Here is a 21,615-nt window from a genome sequence, read left to right on the forward strand (position 1 = left end):
CCGGAGAGCGGCGCCCCGGAAGTGGCCCTGGGTTACGGCAGGTCACCATTGCGATCCAGGTGGTGATGCCGTAGGTTGTGCCGAACTTTCTACTGACTGGTAACACCGGCAGGTATCCCATGCGCTGGCCCGTCGGCCGTCCCACCACCGTCCGCGCGCGGATCGTGGCGCTCGCCCTTGCCCCGGCCGTCGCCCTGATGGCCTTGTGGAGCTTCGCCATGGTGTCGGTCACGGCCGAACTGCGCGCGCTGGTCAGGCTCCAGGGGGTGTACGAGAACTTCGGCACGCCCGTGGACACCGCGATCGGGCAGATCCAGATCGAGCGCCGGATGTCCGCCGCCTATCTGGGTGCCCGCCTCGACACGGCCGCCGGCGGCGACCTGCTCGGACAGCAGCGCCGTACGGACCGGGCCGTCGACGCCATGCGGCATGCTGTGCGGGACGGGGACCGCGGCCGGCTCACGGACCGGCAGCGGCAGGCCCTGGACGCCGTGGTCAGCGCCACCGGGAACCTGGAAGGGCTGCGCGAGCGCGTGTTGTCCAGGGACATCACCTGGGACCGGGCGGTGGACGAGTACAGCGCCCTGGTCGAACCCGGCTTCGACGTGCAGTCCACGCTCACCGCGCTCCAGGCCGGACAGCTCGCCCGCGAGGCACAGGTCGTCATCGAGCTGGTACGGGTACGGGAGTTCGTGTCCCGGGAGGACGCCCTGGTCGCCGGGGCGCGGGCGGCCGGGACCCTGACCGACCGGCAGTACGACGCCCTGACCGCGACCATCGAGGACCGGCGTGTCTTCGAGCGGACGTACGTGCCGGACCTGCCCGCCGACTCGCGCGGGTTGTTCGAGCAGTTCCAGCGCGATGACCTGCACCGCTCGCTGATGCGGGGCGAAAACGCGCTGCTGCGGGCCGGTGCCGGGCGGGCGGGAGAGGCCGTCGCCGCGGACACCTGGCGGTCCACCACCGACCGGGCCGTCAAGCGCTACATGCAGCTGTGCACCCGCTCCGCCGAGAACTCCGCCGCGCGCGGCCGTGCCTTCGCCTACCGCGAGCTGACCCAGGCCGCCGTCGTCGGCGCGGTCGGGCTGGCCGCGGTTGCGCTGTCGCTGTGGTTCGCGGTGCGCGGCGCGCGGCGCATCTCACGCCGCCTGGAGATCCTGCGAGACGCGGCGGACGTGCTCGCCTCCCGAAAACTTCCGGACGTCATGCGACGCTTGAGCGCCGGCGAGGAGGTGGACGCGCTCGCCGAGGCGCCGCCGCTCGCCGCCGACGAGGTCAGGGACGACGAGATCGGGCAGGTCGGCCGGTCGTTCAACACCGCCCGGCTCGCCGCCGTGGAGGCCGCCGTCAAGCAGGCCACCCTGCGCCGGGGGCTGTTCGCGGTGCTGCTCAACATCGCCCGGCGCAACCAGGCGCTGGTGCACCGGCAGTTGAAGCTGGTCGACACCCTGGAGCGGCGTACCGACGACCCGGACGTCCTGCACCAGCTGTTCCGCATCGACCACCTGACGACCCGTATGCGCCGGCACGCCGAGAGCCTCATCGTCCTCTCCGGCGCGGCACCCGGCCGCCGCTGGCGCAGGCCCGTGCCGGTGGCGGACGTCGTCGCCTCGGCGGTGAGCGAGATCGAGGACTACACGCGCGTGGTGGTCCCGCCGATGCCCGAGACCGGCGTCGTGGCGGACGCGGTCGCCGACATCGCGCATCTCCTCGCCGAACTGCTGGAGAACGCCACGATGTTCTCGCCGCCGCACACCCAGGTCACGTTGCGCCCGGGGCGGGTCGGCAACGGCTTCGTCCTGGAGATCGACGACCGCGGCCTCGGCCTCGACGCCGAGCAGCGCGCCCAGGCCCACCGCACCCTCACCGACCCCGACGCCTTCGACCCCACCCGGCACGACCGGCTCGGCCTGTACGTCGTCGGCCGCCTCGCCGCCCGGCACGGCATCGAGGTGAACCTGCGGGATTCGCCGTACGGCGGTACGACCGCGGTGGTGCTGCTCCCGGAGGAGGTGCTGGCCGACGTGGAACCGGCGGCCGCGGGGCCCGGGGCCGGCGCCGAGGTGCTGCGCCGGACGCAGCGCTCGGAAAACGTCGCACCAGTGACGGAGCTGCCGTCGAGGGGGCGGAGCACGCCCGAGGCCGCCCCCGAGCCGCACGACACCCCCGCCCTGCCCACCCGCACCCGCCAGGCCTCGCTCGTGCGGGAGCTGCGGGAGGAGCCGCCGCCCCCTGACCCGGCACCGGACCGAGGAATCGACCCCGAAGAGATGCGGGCGATCTTCGGCGCCTTCCAGCGGGGCCGGGATCGCGGCCGCAGAGGCCTGCCGGCGACGGGCACCCCAGAGGACTCGCCCGCCCAAGCAAACGAAGGGACGGACACCGACGATGCACGGTGACGACCACACCCCCGAGACCCCGGCCCCACCCGCCGGCGCGCCCGGCACGGACCTCGGCTGGCTGCTGGACGACCTCGTGGCCCGCACCGACCACGTCCGCCAGGCCGTGCTGCTCACCGCCGACGGCCTCCCCCTGAGCTGCTCGGAGGGCATGCGCCGGCGGGACCTCGAACACCTGGCCGCCGTCTGCTCCGGTTTCCACGGCCTGGCCCGTTCCGCGGGGGAGCGGTTCGAGGCGGGAGAGGTGCGGCAGACCATGGTCATGCTGGAGGACGCCTACCTCTTCATCACCCCGGCCGGCCACGGCAGCCGCCTCGCCGTGCTGAGCGAGGCGCAGACCGACGTCGGACAGCTCGCCCACGAGATGGCCCTGCTCGTCCGCCGCCTCGGCCGCCACCTGGACGCCGGCACCCGCTCGACCCCCTGATCCCGCGGTGAGCGACGAGCACTGGTACGAGGACGAGACCGGGTCGATGGTGCGCCCCTACACCGTGACCCAGGGCCGCACCCGGCCCTCGGACCGGCATGCCGTCGACCTGTTGTCCCAGGTCACCGCGGTGGAGCCGGACGACGCGGCACAGCCGGAGCTCGACCATGCCCGCGCGTCCCTGCTCGACCGGATCCGCCGCGGCCCACGCCCTGTGGCCGAGCTGGCCGCGGACGCCGACCTGCCCCTGACCGTCGTCCGTGTCCTGCTCGGCGACCTGGCCGAGGCAGGACTGGTCCGCATCGACCGGCCCCGCCGCGTCCAGGCCGCCGGCCCGGCAGCCGATCCGCAGCTGCTGCGGGAGATCGTGGAACGACTGAAGCAGCTGTAGCGGCGACCTGGCTCCGGCGCGCGTGGCGGGCTCCAGCCGGCTGACGCGCCGCGGGGTGCGCCGGTCGCTCAGCAACGCTGCTCGACCAGCTGGGCTTTCCTCAAGCCACTGAGCCCACACCTGAACCATGACGATGGATCTGTCCGAGTGCACTGGGTCGTGGAAGGGGGCCGCCAACCGGCTGTGGAGGTGGGATATGCGGGAGGGGCGGGTATGGCGCGAGCCGCGGAACCCGTCGTACGACCCGATCCCAGGCTATGACAGCCGCGTCCTCCGTGGGGGTCGTCGGTGTCCTGTGCCTTTCCTGATCATGTAGGTCCAAGGCAATTTCTGCGTGTCACTGCGAGCCTGTGGCCACCAGGGTCGCAGTGATGGGTTCAAGCTCGGTGATCAGTTCGTCGAGTTCGGCGGGGGACAGGGCGTCGTATGGCGGGGTGGCGAGTTCGTCGGTGAGGGTTTCGATGCGCTGTTTGGTCGCGCGGCCGGCGTCGGTGAAGCGGCCGTCGGTGTCGATGAGTCCGCGTTCGCGCATGCCGTCCATGACCGCGGACAGACGTTCTTTCGGCAGGTGATGGATGCGCCCGAACGACTCTGGAGGGTGGATGCCCTGTTCCAGAGCTGAGAGCACGTGGGCCTCGGTGCCGCCGATGCGCGCGCCGACGAGGGCGGCGATGTGCCCGTCGCCGCGGTGCTCGCGCAGCATGGTCGCGGAATGCCACAGCCGGGCGACGGGGTCGCCGGGTACCTGAAGGGTGCGCATGCCGGCGTACATCACCCTGCCTTCGGTGGGGGCGTTCGTCGCGGCCTTGGTGGTGAGGTCTGCGGCGCGCGCCAGGCCTGGGGAGCCGGCCAGCGCGTCGCCGAGGATGCGCCGTAGGGAGGCCGCGCTGCCCCGCTCCCGAGCGGCGAGGGAGGCCTCGGGCGGGATCGTCTCCCAGGCGCTTGGGATGTGCCGTGCGGTTTCCCCGTCGCCGAAGTTGTAGAAGGCTGCGTGCACGACTTGGGCCGACACCCGTCCCAGTGGCGCCGCACGGCTGGCGAAGTAGCCGTCCCAGTAGGTGCGATGGCCGAGTGCGGCCAGTTCCTCGTTGCACTCGTCGGCGCAGTAGGTGACCAGACAGATCGGCTCCAGGAGCTCGAACATGCGGCGGGCGATGTCAGTCCTCGTGTGCAAGTGCGTCCTGCCCATCGGGCTCCCCCTTTGTTGGGTGTGCCGACTTGGACCGTCCGGCACACCACAACTCATCGGCGGCCGTGCAAATGGCGTGTCGTCTGCGTGGCTGTGTGCGCGCCCGCAGGGTTCTGGTCCCTCTGCTGCCGTTCGTCGAAGTGGTCCGGGTCCACGTCCGACCAGCGCAAGCCGGCGTCGGCGAGACGTGGTGCGGCAGTTCACGGGTGTGTCCCTTACGGCTTGAGGACGACTTTCCCGCAGTGGTCCTTCTTGTTCTTGAACAGGTCGTAGCCGGCCGGTGCCTCGGTCAGGGGCAGCCGGTGGGTGATGACCCGGGTGGGGTCGATCCTGCCCTGTTCGATGAGGCTCAGCAGCGGTTTCATGTACTTGTGCACGTGGCACTGCCCGGTGCGCAGGGTCAGGGACCTGTTCATCCGGGCGCCTGCCGGGAACTTGTCGATCAGTCCGCCGTAGACGCCGATGACGGACACCACGCCTCCGCTGCGGCAGGACAGGATGGCCTGGCGCAGGGCGTGTGGCCGGTCGGTCTCGGAGCGGACCGCCTGCTTGGCGCGGTCGTAGAGGTGGATGTGGGACGCACCGTGTGTGGCCTCCAGGCCGACCGCGTCGATGCACTTGTCGGGGCCCTGGCCGCCGGTGTGTTCGAGCAGTGCCGAGCGTACGTCGGTGTCCTCGAAGTTGATGGTGGCGTAGCCCTGGGCGGCGGCCATGTCTAGCCGGTATGGATCGTCCGCGAGGTCGGGCGCGGCACGGCGGGCGAGGTGGCCGACGGGCGGTCGGATCTCGCCATTGCCACCTTGGACGGAGCGCAGCTGCCAGCGGGGCTGGTGGCGAGCGGACTGTTCGAAGAAAGCTACTCCCTGGTGCATCCGGCCGGACACCCGGCTCCGCGCTCGCTGCCGCTCGTCGACTGGGCCGAGAACTGCGGCTCGTACACGCGTGCCTGGTGGGGCGCGCAGGACTGGATCCCGAGGGCCACGATCGAGGCCGAGGACGACGGAGCAGTGCTCTCGTTCGTGAACTCGTCCGCCGGGACGTCCCGCCCGACCGCCGGTCGACGGACGGAACTTCGTCCCCTCGGCCCGCATCTGTTCCAGCCGCTGCTTTAGATGCCGCTTGGGCGGCCGCGCGGTCCGCCTTCAAGCACCGTATGCATGGCCCCTGGGGTGTGGGTGCTCCCGACGTGGTGGTGCTCGCCGACGTGTGATTCACCACAGGCGGTTATGTTGTGCACAATTTAATTGCTGGCTACCGTCTGAAGTCGATACCACAGCACAGGGAGGCAACACCATGGATCCCGTCCGCTACGAGGATTACCGCCCCGCCGAACGTCAGACGTACCAGCAGGAGTTGGATGCGGTGGTGGCACAGGTGGCGCAGCGCACCCGCACCTCGGTCGAGCGCGAGGTCGTCGGCCGCGCCGTCCGCACGGCCCACGGAAAAACCTACGGCCTTCTCAAGGCCACGGTCACGGTCGGTGACAACCGCGGTTTCTACGGTCAGGGCATCTTCGCCCGACCCGCCGTGTACGACGCCGTCGTCCGCTACTCCAACGGCCTTGGCCATCAGCGCCCCGACCATCAGCTGGGCGCGGCGTGTGGGATGGGCATCAAGCTGTTCGGGGTCCCCGGCCCCTCACTGCTGGACGACGAACCGGACAGCGGTACTTTTGACCTCAACTTGATCAACAACGATGTCTTCTTCGCGAACACCGCCTACGACTACATGGTCATCGAGGACCTGTTCGCGGAGCTGCCGGAGGCCCTGGTGAACCCAGCCCGCCGCAAGACCTGGATGGCGGAGTTTCTGACCCGCCGGGGCACGCTCATCGATCCCGACAGCTGGCTGTGGGACGAACTGTTCGCCATGCTGTCGTTCACCACCGTCCCGCGCAGAAACCTGCTGTCGTACACCTACAACAGCATGGGCGCCTTCCGGTACGGCGACCACATCGCCAAGATCCGGACCGTGCCCACGACCGAGTCCGTGGCCTCCCTGACGCACGAAATCGTGGACGTGCGCGCGGACAATGAGGCGTTCCGCCACACACTCGTCGCCGAGGTCGCGGAACGGGATCACTCCTTCGAACTTCAGGTGCAGCTCAACACCGATCTGGCCCACATGCCGGTGGACAACACCTCCGTGAAGTGGCCCCAGGAACTGTCCCCGTGGGTGACCGTCGCCCGTGTGGCCCTCCCGCGCCAGGACATCGGCGGGGACGAGAACGTGGCGGCCGCCGACGCCACGTCGATCACACCGTGGCGTTCACGAGAGGAGCACCGGCCTATCGGCGAGATCCAGCGGGTGCGGCAGGAGGTGTACCGGCGTTCGTCCATCGAACGGCACCGCATCAATGGACAGCAGCGGCGCGAACCGGTCAGCAGCGCGCAACTACTCGGATGAGCCGGCTCAGCCGCGTCCCGCCGCCTGCGCCGACCGCACTGGGTTTGCGGCAGGGCGACAAGTGACCCGGCAACGGATTCTCGACGCCGCTCACGTGCTCTTCCCGGAGCGTGACCACGCGTAGCGGCGGGCTCTCCCAAGTGGCGAGAACCGCCCGCACGGTGGGGCCCTGGGAGCGGCTGTAGCGGCGTCGGCCCGGCTCGGTCGACGGCCTGCCTCCTTCAGGGGCGCGGCGGAGTCGTGCCATCGCCGTCGCATGACCGCGGCTGCGCCGCCCGTACATGCCGGACGGACTACCGCAACCACGCAATCGCTCTGGGGGAGTGCGCCCTACCCCCTGCTCGGGAACGGCTATCTCGCCCAGCGGCGACCAGTCGTCCTGCGGAACGTTCGCGCTCATGATGCGGGGTGTTTCGACCGATAGCGCCAGCAGCGTCTGCTGCACGGTCTTGAAGTGCGCCCAGCGCACGCTCGTAAGCGGGAAGACCGCGGGTGCCCTGGTCACGTCCACGCCGGAACGGCGCACCCGTGCCAGGGCCTGCCGCAGGGGATCGGACGAGGCGGCCCCGCGCAGGAGGGTCAGCGGGTGGGGTCGAGAAGGATCTTGCGGACGCCGTCGGAGCGTCCTGCGAACAGTTCGTACGCCGCCGGGCCTTCGGAGAGGGGGAAGCGGTGGGAGACCAAGACCTCTGGCTTGATCCGGCCGGCACGGGTGAGGGCGATCAGAGTAGGGAGTTCGTAGTGCACAGAGCACAGCCCGATGGCGAACTCCAGTTCCTTGATTTGCGCAAGTCCCATATGGAAGGGGAAGGCCTTGCTCTGGCTGACTCCGATGACGCTGACCCGGCCGGCCTGCCGGACGGCCTTGAGGGCGAGCTCGATGGTGGCGTCCGAACCCACGGCCTCCACCACGGCGTCCGGCCCGCGTCCGTCGGTCATGTCCCGTATGGCTGTCCGCGCGTGCTCGCCCTCGACCGGCTCGACACCCAGGGTGGCGGCGAAGGCGCGGCGCTCCGCGACCAGGTCTGCGCCCAGCACCCGCGCGGCGCCCATCGCGAAGGCGGACTGGGCGGCCATGAGGCCGACCGGGCCGAGGCCGATGACCAGGACGGTCTCGCCGGGCTGGATGCGGGCTCGGCGGCAGCCGTACCAGGCCGTGGGGGCGTTGTCCGTCAGGGCGACGGCGGCCTCGTCGGAGATGCCCTCGGGCAAGTGCATCAGATTGACGTCGGCGTATGGCACCGTCAGGGCCTGGGCCTGGCTGCCCGGGAGCTGCGGACTCACTCCGTAGCAGAGGTCAGTGCTGGACGTGGCGCGCTCGCACCGGGCGGTGAACCCGGCCGCGCACGACCGGCACTGGTCACAGCCGACAGAGGCGGGCACCAGAACTCGGTCGCCGGGCCTGAAGCGGGTCACCTGGCCGCCGGCCTCGACAACTACGCCGACGCACTCGTGCCCCGGCGTGTAGCCCAGTTCCGGACTGAACGGGTTGCCGCGGAAGATGTGCAGGTCGCTGCCGCAGATGCCGGCCGCTGTCACCTGCACCACCGCGTCGGTGGGGCTGGTGACGGCCGGGTCGGAGACATCCTCGTAGCGGATGTCGTGACGGCCATGGTAGGTCAGTGCTTTCATCTTGTTTCTCCCCCTCAGGCCGGTCGGTCCGCGATCTTCAGCACGAGCTCGCCGTGGTTACCACGGAACAGGCGCAACAAGATCGCCTCCTCGACGTGCTGCCAGCCGGTGGGCCGCGGCTCTCCCACCGGACGTGCGGCCAGGCGCACATGGCCGTTGATTCTGCTCAACTCCGGCGGCTCCTTCGACGGTCGCGTTGGATCGGCGGCCGGCACGGTCGGCAGGCCGGCATCGGCGCGCACTAACGTTTGCACAGAGCATACCGTCCAGTCGGTACGGGTGGTGAGCGTATGGGTGCCGTGCCGTCGGAGACAAGGGGGAGCCCGGCGCGACATACGATTTATGCGCTCGGCCGCCTAGGGTCCGTCTTCAAAGATCGTCGACTGTTGGATCATGGTGGGGTGATACGTCGCCATGAACTCACCGATCGAGAGCCAGGCTCGGCGTCGCGTTCCACGCGGACCGGGGCACGGGAAGCTGTCGCCTGACCGTCTGCACCGTGTGGTCGGAGCTCTCCGACTCACTTGCAGGGGCACGCGGCTGGCTGCTGTGACCGCTGAATCAAGCGAAGCATCCACTCTTCCCGTTCCATGGCGCGGACCAGAGGTCAAGATCCTTCCCTGCTCAGCCCCGCATGACGGGATGCAGCAGCTTAAGAGGTCCTAACAGAAGCCGTTGATCATGTGACTGTCAGCTCGGTTGCTCGTTGGTCCTGTTGTGGGGAAGAGGGAGGCGCGGCCATGGATCGTCTCGGACGAACTGTGGTCGCTGATCGAGCCGTTGCTGCCCAAGCCTGGCCCGAAGCTGGTCGAGGGCAGACCACGGGTGCCGGACCGGCAGGCGTTGTGCGGGATCTTGTTCGTGCTGCACACCGGCATCCAGTGGGAGTACCTGCCGCAGGAGCTGGGCTTCGGCTCGGGCATGACCTGCTGGCGGCGCCTGGCCGCGTGGAACGAGGCCGGGGTGTGGGACCAGCTGCATGGCGGACCGTCCGGGGCGACAGCTCACCGGCGGTTCACCGAGTGGACGAATGCTTGCGTGTGGGCCAAGCTGCACCGCCTGGTCCTTGACGAACTCGGCGCCCGCGGGGAGTTGGACTGGTTGCGGCACGCCGCAGCCACGGCTCGCAGCGACTCGTCCCGCTGGGACCCCGGGCTCCGCAGATCCGCCATGATGGGCGCCGCGAACGCGCACTACGAGTGCATCAAGGCGTTCGCCGAGACGGACTTCACCGAGGATCTGGAGAAGATCGATGTCACGGTGCTCGTCATGCACGGTACTGACGACCAGGTCGTGCCCTACGCGGACGCAGGTCCGAAGAGCGCGGAGATCCTGCGGAACGCGACCTTGGAGACCTACGAGGGGTTAGCCGCACGGCATGCTGCGTCCACCCGGACGTCCTCAACCCCGTCATCCTCGAGCTCCTCAAGGCGTAACCGGCCCGGCGATCAGCCGGTCAGGCCGATCACCAGCAGCATCGAACTCCTCGACGCGGAGTTCGGCGGGCGAGCCGTCGGGCAGTCCGGGCTCGGCGAAGCGGCTGCGGACGATGTCGAGGGCCTGTTCGGCAGTGGCCGGCGGGGCTGGGTGGTCCGAGGTCACAGAATGCCCTCCCTGATTCGGCTTCGCTGAGTGCTGGATCTTTATGCCCGTCAGAGCAGGCCGCAGCACATCTGCTCGGCGATCAGCCGCTACTTATGACAATGGCGGGCTATAAAAGTCGGCGAGGTAGATGGTCGCTGTCTTGTCATATCGAGTGGCCAAGCACGCACCACTGCTTGAGTTTGTCGATGCGGTGCTCGTCGGCGCTGCGGGGTGAGGAGCAGGGCAGTCGGACCGCGTGCACTTCCCGTGGAGAGCGCGTACGGGAAGTGCACGCGTGGGGATAGGGCGGGACTGCGCCCAAGGCGCACGGGAGCCCGTTTCGGCCCGCCCGTCATCCCGGTACCGGCAGCAGATCCCGCACTCCCACCGTCCCGTGGCTCTGGGCGGGTGCGCCTCGCGGCCAAACTTCCGCAGCAGGTAGTGGGCCCGACCACCTGCTGCGGCTCGGCCGCATTGACAGCAGGACTCCTCCAACCCACTATGTGAGTGAGTGCTCACACGCTTTGGAGGAACGATGAGTGTGATCAGGACGGCTGGGCTGACCCGCCGTTTCGGTGATGTCACGGCTCTGGACGGGCTGACGCTGGAACTGCCGCGGGCGGGCGTGATCGGCCTGGTGGGCCCGAACGGGTCGGGAAAGTCGACTCTGATCCGTATGTTGCTCGGCTTGATCGCGCCGACGTCGGGAACGGCAGAGGTACTGGACGAGCCGATCAGCACGCCCGGCCGCTATCTGAGCCGGGTCGGGGCTCTGGTGGAAAGCCCAGCGTTCATGCCCGGTCTGTCGGCCAGGGCGAACCTCATGTCGCTGGCTAGGCTTCGGGGCCTGCCTGCCTCGCGGGTGGAGGACGTACTCCAGATCGTCGGTCTGACCGGCCGGGACGCCGAGCCGGTCAAGCAGTTCTCGTTGGGTATGAAGCAGCGTCTGGGAATCGCCGCGGCCCTGCTGCCCGATCCGAAACTGCTGATCCTCGACGAGCCCACCAACGGTCTCGACCCGTCGGGCATCGTCGAAATCCGCGGGCTGCTCGCAGATTTGGCCGAGGCGGGCCGGACGGTCATTGTCTCCTCGCACCTTCTGGCTGAAATCGAGACGGTCTGTGACTTCCTGGTCGTCATCCGTTTTGGCCACCTCGTCTACTCCGGACCCGTCACCGACCTGCTCGCCCGCACGAAACAGCGCATCGAGATCACGGCCGAACACGAACGGGACACCTCGTCCCTGCTCGCACTGCTGTCTGCCGACGGCTGGCAGGTCGAGCACACCGCCAGTGGCCGCCTCAGCGTGACAGCGGACGAACGCCAGGGTGCCGAGCTGAACCGATGCGCCGCCCGCGGCGGCATCACCCTCACGTCGATGACCCCGGTGCGCGGCAGCCTGGAGGAGATCTTCCTGCAGATGACCGGCAGCAGCGACCAGGACCTCACTGCGGACCGCGCGGCGGCCGCGGAACGGAAGGCGTCATGATCAACACTGTGCGCAGCGAACTCCTCCGGACCCGCCGAAAGGGTGTCGTTCTCGGCTGGTTCGGCCTGACGATCCTGTTCACCGTCATGATCAACATGGTGATGGCGCAGGTCGTCGGCTCGTCCAACGCGCAACCACCAGGCGGCCCCGGGGTGTCGTTCCCGACGCTCGACCAGTGGCAGGCAGCCGACGGCATCACCGCGGGTCTGTCCTCGGCTGCCAGCATGTACGGAGTGGTCGCCCTGTCGTTCTGGGCGATCGTGACGGCCGGCGACTACAGCAGCGGCCTGATCCGGCTGACCGCCTCCGCCCAGCCCGACCGCGTCAAGCTACTGCTCGGCAAGGTCGGGGCACTGGCGCTGTGGACGGCCGCCGTCACGACGGTGGCGCTCATCGCCAACCTGATCATCGCCCCCATGGCGGCCCGGAGCGCGGAACTGGATGTCTCCGCGTGGGGCCAGGACGTCCTGCCGACCCTGGCCGGGGCGTGGTTCAACCTGTTCGTCACGCTGCTCGTTTGGGGTGTCATCGGACTCGTGCTGGCGCTGGTCACCCGCTCCGCGGCCGTCTCGATCTCGGTCGGCGTCGGTTACGTCCTGGTCGTCGAGGCGGTCATCACCGCTGCCCTCGACGCCATCGCGGACTGGACACCCGGAGCAACCCTCAGTGCGCTGGCCCAGGGCGGCACCAGCGTCATCCCCTACGGCACCGCCCTGGCGCTCGGAGCCCTCTACACCCTTCTAGGCTTGGGTGTCGCGCTCACCGTGTTCAAGCGCCGCGACATCACCGACTGACCACAGCCCGCACGCCTTGAAGGGGAAGACGCCATGAGCGCACGCGGCGACGCCACCCGGACCAAGCTCGTCGACACCACCATCCGGCTCGTGAGTGAGGTCGGCTACGCCAAAACCACCACGCGTGCCATCGCACAGGCGGCCGGCGTCGCCGAAGGCACCCTCTACCGGCACTTCCCCGACAAGGCCACTCTCTTCGCCGAAGCCGTACTGCAGCAGAACAAGCACGTCGTCGACTGGATAGACACGCTGCCCGCCCGCGCCGGCACCCACACGGTCGCCGCCAACCTCACCGACTGCCTCACTCAGCTCGCCACCCTGCGCGCCGACATCCTGCCCCTCGAACTGGCCATCCTCACCGACCCCGAACTCGCTCGCGTCGCACCGCCCCCCGGTGCGCTGCCGGGCCCACCGGGACGTCTCGCCGAGTACCTACGCGCCGAACAGAAACTCGGCCGCTTGCGTGCCGATGCCGACGCCGACCACAGCGCCGTCGTCCTGCTGGCCCTGCTGTTCGGCATGGCTTTGAACCCGCCCATGGCCCCCGATCAGAATCTCCTCCCGTCCTTGCCCACCATCGCCGACACGGTCGACATCATCCTCAAAGGCATCGCACCTCGCCCCTAGGCAGTCGGGCCGACTGCACAAGCTGATGCGCCGCACGGCCGACATCCAGCGCCGGTCGGATACAAGGTCCCTCACGTCCTGCCGCCAGCGGTACTACGGCGAGCTACCGGCTCGCCGCTGGAGTCGTGCGATCAACAGCGTCATGACGCAGATCACTTGCAGGAGACGGGTGACCACGACACCACGACCCGATTCCCGAGGACGTGCATGAACCACAGAGGTGGAACGTGACCCCGATGCGAGACAACGGCGCCGCGACCGTCCCGGCGACGGCCGCGAGCGGCGGGTGCGACGGCTCGGTCATCGAACGGTCCTGGGAGACGCCCGACGCGTTCGCCGTGATCTTCGACCGCTACGCCGACGACATCCACCGCTACATCGCCCGGCGCCTCGGCTCCGACACCGCAGACGACCTGATGGCGGAGACCTTCGTGATCGCCTTCCAGCGGCGGCGGCGCTACGACCCGGCCATCCCGCACGCCCGCCCCTGGCTGTACGGGATCGCCACGAACATGCGAGTCTGCGGTAGCAAATAAGGGTGCAGGCGATGCTGGTGAAAGCGAGGAAGTGCTCGGCATTGCGCTCATAGCGGCGTTGGAGGCGACGGCCTCCAACGAGCCAGGCCATGTTTCGTTCGGCGGTCCAGCTGTGCCGGCCGAGTCGCTGGCAGGTCTTGATTCCCTTGCGGGCCATGCGGGGCCGGATGCCTCGCTGGGATAACCATCGCCGCAGGTGACAGTGGTCGTATCCCTTGTCGGCGTACAGCTTGCCGGGCTTGCGCCGACAGGGTCCTCGCCGGGATCGGATCGGCGGTATGCCCTTCACGAGCGGCGTCAGGGCCTGGCTGTCGTGGACGCCTGTCAGGTCCCCCTTTCAGGGCCTGCATGTTCACCGAGTCGATCGCCCGGCGGGACTCCGGCGTCGATCCCGACGCATGGATCAGCAACCTCCTGGACCGAGCCGACCGCATGCGCCGCATATTGCGCTCCCGCGACTGAAGCCCTCCCGACCCACCCCCACCAGCCCGACCCCCTCCCGCCGAGACGATCACCATGTGCTTGTCGTGGCAGTCCGCCCACCAGGCCGAGTACCGGCGACAACGCTCATCAGACGAGGGCTTCCTCAACGGGTGGCGAGTAGCAGGTCAGCCCCACACCCGCACACCGGCGGAGCATCGCACACGGCGGGCGTGCCGGGCGGCGCGTCTGGCCGATCAGGCTCGTGACAGCTGCGGGGGAGACTCGGTGAGGGGGCAGACTTCCCGGTTCGTGCGCGGAGGACGGCGACGCGGTGACGATCGGCACAGACCCACACCAGTCAACTTGCGCGGCACGTACCGGACGGGAGACTGGTGGTGTGGGCAGGGATGACTTGGGCCTCCCGGACGTCGTCCGGGCCTGTCTCTTCGACCTCGACGGGGTGCTGACGAAGACGGCGGTCGTGCATGCTGCAGCGTGGCAAGAGACCTTCGACGACTTCCTGCGGCGCCATGACGGTCCCGGCTTCCGCGCCTTCGACCCGGTGAACGACTACGACGAATATGTGGACGGTCGCCCCCGCGCCGACGGGGTGAGAACGTTTTTGGCCTCGCGTGGCATCGCGCTTCCTGAGGGCTCGGACAACGAAGAGCCCGAGGCCGACACCGTGCACGGGCTCGGTAGACGCAAAAATGAGCTCCTGCTGCAAAAGATCCGCACCGAGGGGGTCGAGGCCTATCCTGGTTCCCGTCGCTACGTCGAGGCGGTGCGGGCGGGCGGATTGTCCACGGCCGTGGTGTCTTCCAGTGCCAACTGCCGCGACGTCCTCCTCTCGGTTGGTATGCACGATCAGTTCGACGTGCGGTTCGATGGCATCGTCGCCGCGCAACGCCGTCTTCCGGGCAAGCCGCATCCCGCCACCCTTCCTCGCGGCTGCCCAGGACCTCGGTGTGGAGCCTGAGACAGCGGCAGTCTTCGAGGACGCGCTGGCAGGTATGGACGCCGGGCGATCCGGTCACTTCGGCTACGTGATCGGCGTCGACCGCGTCGGTCAAGCAGAAGCGCTGCGTCGCCACGGTGCCGACATCGTCGTCGAGGATCTTGCCGAACTGTTGAGGGGCAGGCCGTGATCAATCATTCTGCCTACGAGGTGGAGCCATGGCAGGTACGTGAAACGGCGCTGCACTGGGACGTGCTGGCCCAGAGTGAATCCATCTTCGCTCTGTCCAACGGTCATGTGGGCTGGCGTGGCAACCTCGACGAGGGCGAACCCCACGGCCTGCCCGGCTGCTATCTCAACGGTGTCCATGAACGACACCCGCTGCCGTACGCCGAGGCCGGTTATGGGTTTCCCGAGTCCGGCCAGACGGTCATCAACGTCACCAACGGCAAGCTCATCCGACTTTTGGTCGAGGACGAGCCGTTTGACCTTCGTTACGGTCGGATACGCATGCACGAGCGGATTTTGGATTTGCGCGCCGGACTGCTGCATCGCACCTGCGAGTGGACCTCGCCCGCCGGCAGGACCGTCAGAGTGCGCTCCACTCGTCTGGTCTCTTTCACCCAGCGGGCCGTCGCTGCCATCGCCTACGAGGTGGAACCACTCGACGGCCCGGTAAGCCTCGTCATCCAGTCCGAACTCATCGCCAATGAGCAGCTACCCACTCTCACCGGCGATCCGCGGGTCGCGGCTGCTTTGGAGCACCCACTACGAGCAGAGGAAAACGCCGCTCAGGAAGCACGGTTGCGTCTGATCCATCGCACAGTCGACACCGATCTGCGGATCGCGGCCGCCGCCGACCACAACGTGAGCGGGCCGGCAGACCTCTGTACCTCGTCGGAGAGCGCGGTCGACGTGGGCCGCTTCACGGTCATCACCGAACTGAAGGACGGCGAAACGCTCCGTCTCGAGAAGTTCGTCTCCTATGGCTGGTCGGCGGCTCGATCCCTGCCTGCGCTGCGAGACCAGGTGGAGGCCGCCCTCGCCAGCGCTCGAAACACCGGCTGGCAGGGTCTGGTCGACCAACAGCGCGCATTCCTGGACGACTTCTGGAGACACGCGGACGTGGAGATCGAAGGCGACACGGAAATCCAGCAGGCTGTCCGCTTTGCCCTCTACCATGTGCTTCAGGCCGCCGCCAGGGCCGAGCAACGTGCGGTACCGGCCAAAGGATTGACCGGTTCCGGATACGACGGACATGGGTTCTGGGACACCGAGATATTCGTCCTCCCATTGCTCACTTTTGTCCACCCTGCCTGCGTCGCCGAGGCCCTGCGCTGGCGCCAGGACACCCTCCCCGCGGCGCGCGCACGTGCCCGTCAATTCGGTCTGAGGGGTGCGGCATTCCCCTGGCGCACCATCGACGGATCGGAGTGCTCAGGTTACTGGCCGGCCGGAACCGCCGCTTTTCACATCAATGCCGATGTCGCCCATGCTGCGGTGTGCTACGTCTCAGTCACCAACGACCAGGAATTCGAACGCGACACTTGCGTGGAGTTGCTGGTGGAAACGGCGCGGCTCTGGCTCTCGCTCGGTCACCATGACTCGCACGGTCGTTTCCACATAGACGGCGTCACCGGCCCCGACGAGTACAGCGCAGTGGGGAACGACAACGTGTACACCAACCTCATGGCCCAGAAGAACCTGCTGGCAGCCGCCGACGTTGCCGAACGCCACGGCCAACAGGCCGCAGCCCTCGGCGCGGAGCAGGAAGAAATCGCCGCCTGGCGAGACGCCGCCCATGCGATGGCCATCCCCTACAACGCTCAGCTCGGCATCCATGAGCAGTCAGCCGGCTTCACCCGCCAAGCAAGGTGGGACTTCTCCGCCACCGGACCTGAAGACTATCCACTGATGCTGCATTTCCCCTACTTCGAGCTGTACCGAAAACAGGTGGTCAAGCAAGCGGATCTCGTACTGGCCATGTACCTGCGAACGGATGCTTTCGATGACGACCAAAAGGCCCGCTCGTTCGCCTACTACGAGCCGCTCACCGTCCGTGATTCCTCTCTCTCGGCGTGCGTCCAGGCTGTTATGGCCGCCGAGGTCGGACATCTGCGCCTTGCCTACGACTACCTCGGCGAGGCCGCGCTGATGGACCTCGACGATCTGGAGAACAACACCCGCGACGGCTTGCACATCGCATCCCTGGCCGGCTCATGGATCGCACTGGTCGCCGGCTTCGGGGGCATGCGCTACGGCGACGGCACTCTGCACTTCGCTCCCAGATTGCCCGAGAGGCTCGCCCGCCTGACGTTTTCGGTGCATGTGCAACACCAGTGCCTACGGGTGTCGATCGACCACTCGCAGGCTGTCTACTCACTGACCGACGGGGAATCGCTGACACTACTGCACTACGGAGAGGCACTGACAGTATTCCGTGACAGACCGCAGACACGTCCCGTCAAACGCCCTGCCCCCCTGCCAGAACCTGCTCAGCCCAAAGGGCGCCGCCCTGGACGCCCTCACTGAACGGGGGCAGGACGAGTGGGTGTGACAGAGGTCCGAGAGAGGGTCGCAGGATTCCCCTTCGGCCTAGACCTCCTCGACCTGGTTGATTGTGGATTTGGCCTGCGGCCCGCATCAGCGCCGCGATGCCTTCGCCGAGGGCCTCGCCTCTATGGAACGCAGCTGAATGTCCTGCCAGCGCGGGTCAACGATGCCCCGATAGTGCATCTGGGCCACCGGACCTCGCCCGGCCTGTCGTCTGATAGAGCTGGGATGACGAATGTATCGAAGCCGTTGTCTTCCACGGATTCCGGTGCGTCGGCGCCCCATTCGCCGATCCCTCGTCCTATTCAGTACGTTACTCCCTTGGAGGGCTGCCATCGCCTGTGTTCGGTGTGTTGGCAGCGATCTGGCGTTTGCATCAGAAGAGTTGGGCTCGACCGGAGGGAGCCTGTTATGAGTGTTCGGGTCGCAGTGATCTACTACAGCGCTACTGGGAACGTCCATCAGCTAGCTCAGTCGGTTGCAGAAGGGGCTGCTGCCACAGACGCCGAAGTCCGTCTGCGCCGGGTTGCCGAGCTGGCACCCGACGACGCGATCAACTCGAATCCTGCATGGCGAGCCCACGTCGACGCCACAAAGGATCAGGTGCCTGAAGCGACTATTGAGGACTTGGAGTGGGCCACGGCATACGCGTTCGGTACGCCCACGCGCTTCGGTAACGTCTCGGCGCAGCTCAAGCAGTTCATCGACCAAACGGGCAAGCAGTGGCAGGCGGGCGTCTTCCACAACAAGCCCGTAACCAGCTTCACTTCGGCCATGAACCGCCACGGCGGCCAGGAGTCGACCATTCTCTCCCTCAACAATGTCTTTTACCATTGGGGCTGCATCATCGTGCCGCCGGGATACACGGACCCACTGCTGTTCGCTGCCGGCGGCAATCCGTACGGCACGAGCTGGCCCAGTGGAGGCGGTGAGGGTCCTGACGGAAGCACCTTGGCAGCGGCCCATTACCAGGGACGCCACTTGGCCGACATCGCCACACGCCTGCGCGGCTGACATCGTGCAGTCTTGGCCTGTCGGCTCGTGGCACACCGTCGGGTTGGGAGCAGGCCAGCCGCTCCCAACCCGAGGTCAGTCAGCCGATGATCTTGACGGTGAAGCCGTCATCAAGACCGTTCAGGATTGACAGGCCGTAGATTAGATGAACGTGGACAGGCCCTCGAGGAGCCGGTCCACGTCGTTGGTGGTGCTGTACGGCGCGAGGCCGGCTCGCAGTGCGGGGTCTTCGAGTTTGAGGGCGTTGAAGGGCTCGTAGGCGTAGAACGAACCCGCGGGAGCCACCACGCCGCGGGCGGCCAGGTGTGTCTGGGCTTCGCGGGCGTCACGGCCGTCGAAGCTCATCAGCAGGGTCGGGGTGCGGTCGGCCGCCCTGCTGTGCACGGTCACGGCAGCTCCCAGGGCTCGAAGGCCCTCTCCCAGCCTGGTGCTCAGGGCCTGCTCGTGCTCGTGCAGGGAGCCCAGCGAGTGTGTGAGCCGCTCTCGACGCGTCGTCCGGGTGCCAGGGTCGAGGGCGGTGAGGAAGTCCACGGCGGCGGTGGCGCCCGCCAGGATCTCGTAGGGAAGGGTGCCGAACTCGAAGCGCTCGGGCACCGCGTCGGATGACGGAAGGAGTTTGTCGGGCCGGATCGTCTCCAGGAGTTCCGGGGAGCCAGCGAGCACACCGCAGTGTGGTCCCAGGAACTTGTAGGGGGAGCAGACGAACAGGTCCGCGCCCAGGGCGGGCACGTCGACGAGGTGGTGGGCGGCGTAGTGAACGCCGTCCACGTACACGAGGGCGCCGGCCTCGTGCGCCAAGTCGGCGATCTGCCGGACGGGCGGCTTGGTGCCCAGCACGTTCGAAGCCGCGGTGAGTGCGACCAGACGGGTTCGCGTCGAGAGTGCCCGCTGGAAGGAACATAGGTCGAGGTCCGTGGTGTCGGGATCGATCTCGATCCATCGAACCTTCACGCCGGCGCCGGCGCGCTCGGCGGCCTGGATCCAGGGGCGGACGTTGCAGTCGTGGTCCAGACGGCTGAGGACGATCTCGTCGCCGCTCTTCCAGTCCTTGGCTAGGTGACGGGAGAAGTCGTAGGTCAGCTGGGTGGCGCTGCGGCCGTGGACGATACCGTCGGCGGGCATGTTCAGCAGGTCGGCGTAGGCGGCCCGGAAGGCCATCACCGTGTGCTCGGCGTTCAGTTCGGACGGGCTGGTGACGCCCCGGTTGGAGAGGGGGCCGGTCATGGTGGCGGTGATGGCGTCGGCGACGGGGCGGGGGGTCTGGGTCCCGCCGGGGCCGTCGAAGAAGGCGAGGCCGGTGTCGAGGGAGGGGAAGTGGGCTCGCACAGTGTTCAGATCGAGGGCCATGGCCTCAGCTTTCCGGGGGGACAGCGGTCGTGCGGAAGCCCCGCCTCGTTGGCGTGCGGCACCGGGAGGGGGACGTCCAGTGAGTCGACTGTGCCGCGGGACAGTGCTACATGCAAAGCGATCGTCACGATACGAGAGCTCGCGAGTGATCACGCAAATGATCAAGCAACCGGATATGAAGCACCCGTGTCACCCTTCGCAGGCATGACCGCAGGCCCGACGACGACGGCTGAGACGGTGCATACCGCCGGCTCCTTGAGAATGGGCCGATGCTGAAGCCAGAAGCCACGCCGCGGCAGCAGAGGGTGAGGCGGCCTCCGTCTCCTTTGCCCGTACGCCGCTCGGGCGCTGACCGGAAGACAAACCGGGCCCTCACCCGCGCCGAGGACGGGCCGGGACGGACCGTCCCGCCCCCGTGGTGCCTGTGAAGGGGATGTGGGCTTCCGGCTGACGGAGTGGTGCAGGCGGTGCCTGATGGTGAAGGCACCGCCTGCTGGTGTTGCTGGGGGTGGGTCAGAAGGTGGGCTGCGTGTCCGCAGTTCCGACGGTCAGGCCGGTGCTGAAGACCTTGGTCCTGAGACTGGTGTTGAGGGCGCCGGCTGCTTCCTTGGTGAGCTTGAGGGTGACGTTGCTGGCGTCGGCCTTGTGATTGCCGAGATGGACGTGGGCGGTTGTCAGGTCGAGCTTGAAGACGGGCACACGGGTCTTGGTGCCGGCGACGAGGCCGGTCAGCCGCGCCTTGGTGAGGTCGATAGTGAAGTTCTTGACCTCCAGAGAGCGGCCGTTGAAGACGTTGGTGAACTTCAGCCCACCGCTGTGCCTGATCTTTCCGCCGAGGGGGCTGGTGGTCAACGAACCGCCGGTCACCGGGTAGGTGGCCTTCAGTGTGGGCTGGCCACCGACCGTGGTGAGACTGGGCTTGCCGGGACGGGTGACAATCGGGGCGATCCCGTTCGACAGCAGCGCCGTGGCGATCGCCGGAGCCACCGTCACGGCGGTGTGGCCGCCCCTGATGTGAACGGTGTGGGGCGTTGCGGAGGCGGTGGGCGCTGCGATCACCAGAGCCGCGAGTGCAGACACAGCGGGGACAAGTGCGTTGCGGGTCATGGCAGTTCACTCCTGAGCCGTGTTGTACCGGGTGAAGCAGATGACGAGGAAGCATTCCGCCGCAGCCGCGGGAGTGGATGCAGCCGACAGCCCAGCACTTTGCGCGTGGGGAAGGTTGGTCCGCCTCGTACCTCATCTCCAGGTTCTGTTGTGGCCTGGAGCACTGAAGTCCCCGTTCTGTCTTGATCGCTCGAAGATCTGCAACCGAAACGGGCCCGGGGACGGAATCTCTCCTCGACTCATCCAATGGAGCGCAGGCTGGAAGAGAAACCGTCATGGACGCTGGCACGGCACGCCACGGGGTCCGACCAGCCTCCGGACCTGACGACGTGCCGCCCGGGGTCGGCAACTCACGATGCAGCAGCACCCTTCTTCCTCATGGCGAAAATGGCGGTGTTTCATGAGCAGGCTCGGGCCATGGCGCTCTCAACGGATAGCGATCGTGTATTTCTGCCACACAGGGGCGTCGCCGCATCGTTGGACACGGTCGGAGCCGCGATGCCGCTCTGCGTCATCGGGTCGAGCCACCGCCGGAGCGTCCTGCCGGACTTCTGACTTGAGCGTGGGGGAGTTGAGTCAAGTCGAGCAATCCGCGACACCTAACCGAAAGGGTTGGTGGCGCTGCTCACCTGCCCGGGGAGCGGCAGCGGTGATAGACGGGGCCATATCTGCAGGACAGCGGGAGGCCGCCAAGAACCGCTCGGGGGCAGCGAGCTCGTGTGGTCCGCACGGGGCGGCG

Annotated in this window: 16 protein-coding genes and 6 pseudogenes; 14 read left to right on the forward strand and 8 right to left on the reverse strand. The window is 67.9% G+C overall.

From position 1 onward, the window contains the following. The first annotated feature begins 119 nt into the window (after positions 1-119). From ACFYU0_RS07165 to ACFYU0_RS07175, 3 genes are read left to right on the forward strand one after another with little or no spacing between them, the layout of a single operon-like run. Positions 120-2,399, forward strand: coding sequence for a nitrate- and nitrite sensing domain-containing protein (locus ACFYU0_RS07165; protein ID WP_389298423.1), 2,280 nt, complete (start codon positions 120-122; stop codon positions 2,397-2,399). Continuing rightward, positions 2,389-2,826, forward strand: coding sequence for a roadblock/LC7 domain-containing protein (locus ACFYU0_RS07170; protein WP_389298425.1), 438 nt, complete (start codon positions 2,389-2,391; stop codon positions 2,824-2,826). The genes ACFYU0_RS07165 and ACFYU0_RS07170 overlap by 11 nt, the downstream gene beginning before the upstream one ends. A 7-nt stretch (positions 2,827-2,833) precedes the next feature. Continuing rightward, positions 2,834-3,217, forward strand: a complete 384-nt coding sequence (locus ACFYU0_RS07175) for a DUF742 domain-containing protein (RefSeq protein ID WP_389298427.1) — start codon at positions 2,834-2,836, stop codon at positions 3,215-3,217. A 337-nt stretch (positions 3,218-3,554) separates the two neighbouring features. Here the strand turns inward: ACFYU0_RS07175 and ACFYU0_RS07180 are convergent, their stop codons facing one another. Both ACFYU0_RS07180 and ACFYU0_RS07185 read right to left on the reverse strand, forming a co-directional pair. Continuing rightward, a complete protein-coding gene (locus ACFYU0_RS07180; protein ID WP_389298428.1) occupies positions 3,555-4,361 on the reverse strand; it encodes a MarR family transcriptional regulator in 807 nt (268 codons plus the stop codon). Positions 4,362-4,621: 260 nt separating this feature from the next. Further along, a complete protein-coding gene (locus ACFYU0_RS07185) occupies positions 4,622-5,119 on the reverse strand; it encodes a hypothetical protein (protein ID WP_389298429.1) in 498 nt (165 codons plus the stop codon). Positions 5,120-5,128: 9 nt separating this feature from the next. Between ACFYU0_RS07185 and ACFYU0_RS07190 the strand changes: the two are divergent. Then, a pseudogene (locus ACFYU0_RS07190) lies at positions 5,129-5,443 on the forward strand (LysR family transcriptional regulator); the annotation flags it as partial. A 256-nt stretch (positions 5,444-5,699) separates the two neighbouring features. Then, a complete protein-coding gene (locus tag ACFYU0_RS07195; RefSeq protein ID WP_389298430.1) occupies positions 5,700-6,812 on the forward strand; it encodes a catalase family protein in 1,113 nt (370 codons plus the stop codon). Between the two features lie 579 nt (positions 6,813-7,391). Here ACFYU0_RS07195 and ACFYU0_RS07200 read toward each other — a convergent pair. Together ACFYU0_RS07200 and ACFYU0_RS07205 are read right to left on the reverse strand one after the other, a co-directional pair. Beyond that, a complete protein-coding gene (locus ACFYU0_RS07200) occupies positions 7,392-8,444 on the reverse strand; it encodes an alcohol dehydrogenase catalytic domain-containing protein (protein ID WP_389298432.1) in 1,053 nt (350 codons plus the stop codon). Positions 8,445-8,458: 14 nt separating this feature from the next. Beyond that, positions 8,459-8,686, reverse strand: coding sequence for a hypothetical protein (locus ACFYU0_RS07205; protein WP_389298434.1), 228 nt, complete (start codon positions 8,684-8,686; stop codon positions 8,459-8,461). Positions 8,687-9,161: 475 nt separating this feature from the next. On the opposite strand from ACFYU0_RS07205, the pseudogene ACFYU0_RS07210 reads away from it, so the two are divergent. Together ACFYU0_RS07210 and ACFYU0_RS07215 are read left to right on the forward strand one after the other, a co-directional pair. Next, a pseudogene (locus ACFYU0_RS07210) lies at positions 9,162-9,425 on the forward strand (transposase); the annotation flags it as partial. 189 nt (positions 9,426-9,614) lie between these two features. After that, positions 9,615-9,880 (forward strand): annotated as a pseudogene (locus ACFYU0_RS07215) (alpha/beta fold hydrolase); the annotation flags it as partial. Here ACFYU0_RS07215 and ACFYU0_RS07220 read toward each other — a convergent pair. After that, positions 9,870-10,046, reverse strand: a complete 177-nt coding sequence (locus tag ACFYU0_RS07220; RefSeq protein WP_351669492.1) for a hypothetical protein — start codon at positions 10,044-10,046, stop codon at positions 9,870-9,872. The pseudogene ACFYU0_RS07215 and the gene ACFYU0_RS07220 overlap by 11 nt on opposite strands. A 517-nt stretch (positions 10,047-10,563) precedes the next feature. On the opposite strand from ACFYU0_RS07220, the gene ACFYU0_RS07225 reads away from it, so the two are divergent. The 4 genes and pseudogenes from ACFYU0_RS07225 to ACFYU0_RS07240 form a co-directional block, all read left to right on the forward strand. Then, positions 10,564-11,517, forward strand: a complete 954-nt coding sequence (locus ACFYU0_RS07225) for an ATP-binding cassette domain-containing protein (protein ID WP_351669494.1) — start codon at positions 10,564-10,566, stop codon at positions 11,515-11,517. Next, entirely contained in the window at positions 11,514-12,311 is a 798-nt protein-coding gene (locus ACFYU0_RS07230) for a hypothetical protein (protein WP_351669496.1), read from the forward strand. The genes ACFYU0_RS07225 and ACFYU0_RS07230 overlap by 4 nt, the downstream gene beginning before the upstream one ends. Before the next feature lie 33 nt (positions 12,312-12,344). Next, entirely contained in the window at positions 12,345-12,938 is a 594-nt protein-coding gene (locus tag ACFYU0_RS07235) for a TetR/AcrR family transcriptional regulator (protein WP_351669498.1), read from the forward strand. Between the two features lie 236 nt (positions 12,939-13,174). Further along, a pseudogene (locus ACFYU0_RS07240) lies at positions 13,175-13,453 on the forward strand (RNA polymerase sigma factor); the annotation flags it as partial. A 1-nt stretch (position 13,454) separates the two neighbouring features. Here ACFYU0_RS07240 and ACFYU0_RS07245 read toward each other — a convergent pair. Continuing rightward, positions 13,455-13,899, reverse strand: a pseudogene (locus tag ACFYU0_RS07245) (transposase); the annotation flags it as partial. A 410-nt stretch (positions 13,900-14,309) separates the two neighbouring features. On the opposite strand from ACFYU0_RS07245, the pseudogene ACFYU0_RS07250 reads away from it, so the two are divergent. From ACFYU0_RS07250 to wrbA, 3 genes and pseudogenes are all read left to right on the forward strand, one after another. Next, a pseudogene (locus tag ACFYU0_RS07250) lies at positions 14,310-15,045 on the forward strand (beta-phosphoglucomutase family hydrolase). Further along, the gene (locus ACFYU0_RS07255; RefSeq protein WP_389298437.1) at positions 15,042-17,387 is read left to right on the forward strand and encodes a glycoside hydrolase family 65 protein; all 2,346 of its coding nucleotides are present in this window, start codon (positions 15,042-15,044) and stop codon (positions 17,385-17,387) included. The pseudogene ACFYU0_RS07250 and the gene ACFYU0_RS07255 overlap by 4 nt, the downstream one beginning before the upstream one ends. A gap of 432 nt (positions 17,388-17,819) precedes the next feature. Beyond that, positions 17,820-18,422, forward strand: a complete 603-nt coding sequence (wrbA, locus tag ACFYU0_RS07260; RefSeq protein ID WP_389298439.1) for an NAD(P)H:quinone oxidoreductase — start codon at positions 17,820-17,822, stop codon at positions 18,420-18,422. A 141-nt stretch (positions 18,423-18,563) separates the two neighbouring features. On the opposite strand, the gene ACFYU0_RS07265 is transcribed toward wrbA, so the two are convergent. Then, positions 18,564-19,769 carry a cysteine desulfurase-like protein gene (locus ACFYU0_RS07265; protein WP_389298441.1) on the reverse strand — a complete coding sequence of 402 codons (1,206 nt, stop codon included), beginning with the start codon at positions 19,767-19,769 and terminating at the stop codon, positions 18,564-18,566. A gap of 513 nt (positions 19,770-20,282) precedes the next feature. Continuing rightward, positions 20,283-20,876: a hypothetical protein gene (locus tag ACFYU0_RS07270; RefSeq protein WP_351669508.1), complete on the reverse strand. Its 594-nt coding sequence runs from the start codon at positions 20,874-20,876 to the stop codon at positions 20,283-20,285. Positions 20,877-21,615: the final 739 nt, after the last annotated feature.

The organism is Streptomyces sp. NPDC003720, from assembly GCF_042875075.1.
GTDB lineage: Bacteria > Actinomycetota > Actinomycetes > Streptomycetales > Streptomycetaceae > Streptomyces.

Excerpts from the sequence above, each read along its gene's own strand:
- ACFYU0_RS07230 (WP_351669496.1), top strand. The coding sequence starts at position 11,514 with ATGATCAACACTGTGCGCAGCGAACTCCTCCGGACCCGCCGAAAGGGT.
- ACFYU0_RS07185 (WP_389298429.1), bottom strand. The coding sequence starts at position 5,119 with ATGGCCGCCGCCCAGGGCTACGCCACCATCAACTTCGAGGACACCGAC.
- ACFYU0_RS07270 (WP_351669508.1), bottom strand. The coding sequence starts at position 20,876 with ATGACCCGCAACGCACTTGTCCCCGCTGTGTCTGCACTCGCGGCTCTG.
- ACFYU0_RS07170 (WP_389298425.1), top strand. The coding sequence starts at position 2,389 with ATGCACGGTGACGACCACACCCCCGAGACCCCGGCCCCACCCGCCGGC.
- wrbA (WP_389298439.1), top strand. The coding sequence starts at position 17,820 with ATGAGTGTTCGGGTCGCAGTGATCTACTACAGCGCTACTGGGAACGTC.
- ACFYU0_RS07235 (WP_351669498.1), top strand. The coding sequence starts at position 12,345 with ATGAGCGCACGCGGCGACGCCACCCGGACCAAGCTCGTCGACACCACC.
- ACFYU0_RS07225 (WP_351669494.1), top strand. The coding sequence starts at position 10,564 with ATGAGTGTGATCAGGACGGCTGGGCTGACCCGCCGTTTCGGTGATGTC.
- ACFYU0_RS07200 (WP_389298432.1), bottom strand. The coding sequence starts at position 8,444 with ATGAAAGCACTGACCTACCATGGCCGTCACGACATCCGCTACGAGGAT.
- ACFYU0_RS07265 (WP_389298441.1), bottom strand. The coding sequence starts at position 19,769 with ATGGCCCTCGATCTGAACACTGTGCGAGCCCACTTCCCCTCCCTCGAC.
- ACFYU0_RS07180 (WP_389298428.1), bottom strand. The coding sequence starts at position 4,361 with ATGTTCGAGCTCCTGGAGCCGATCTGTCTGGTCACCTACTGCGCCGAC.
- ACFYU0_RS07165 (WP_389298423.1), top strand. The coding sequence starts at position 120 with ATGCGCTGGCCCGTCGGCCGTCCCACCACCGTCCGCGCGCGGATCGTG.
- ACFYU0_RS07195 (WP_389298430.1), top strand. The coding sequence starts at position 5,700 with ATGGATCCCGTCCGCTACGAGGATTACCGCCCCGCCGAACGTCAGACG.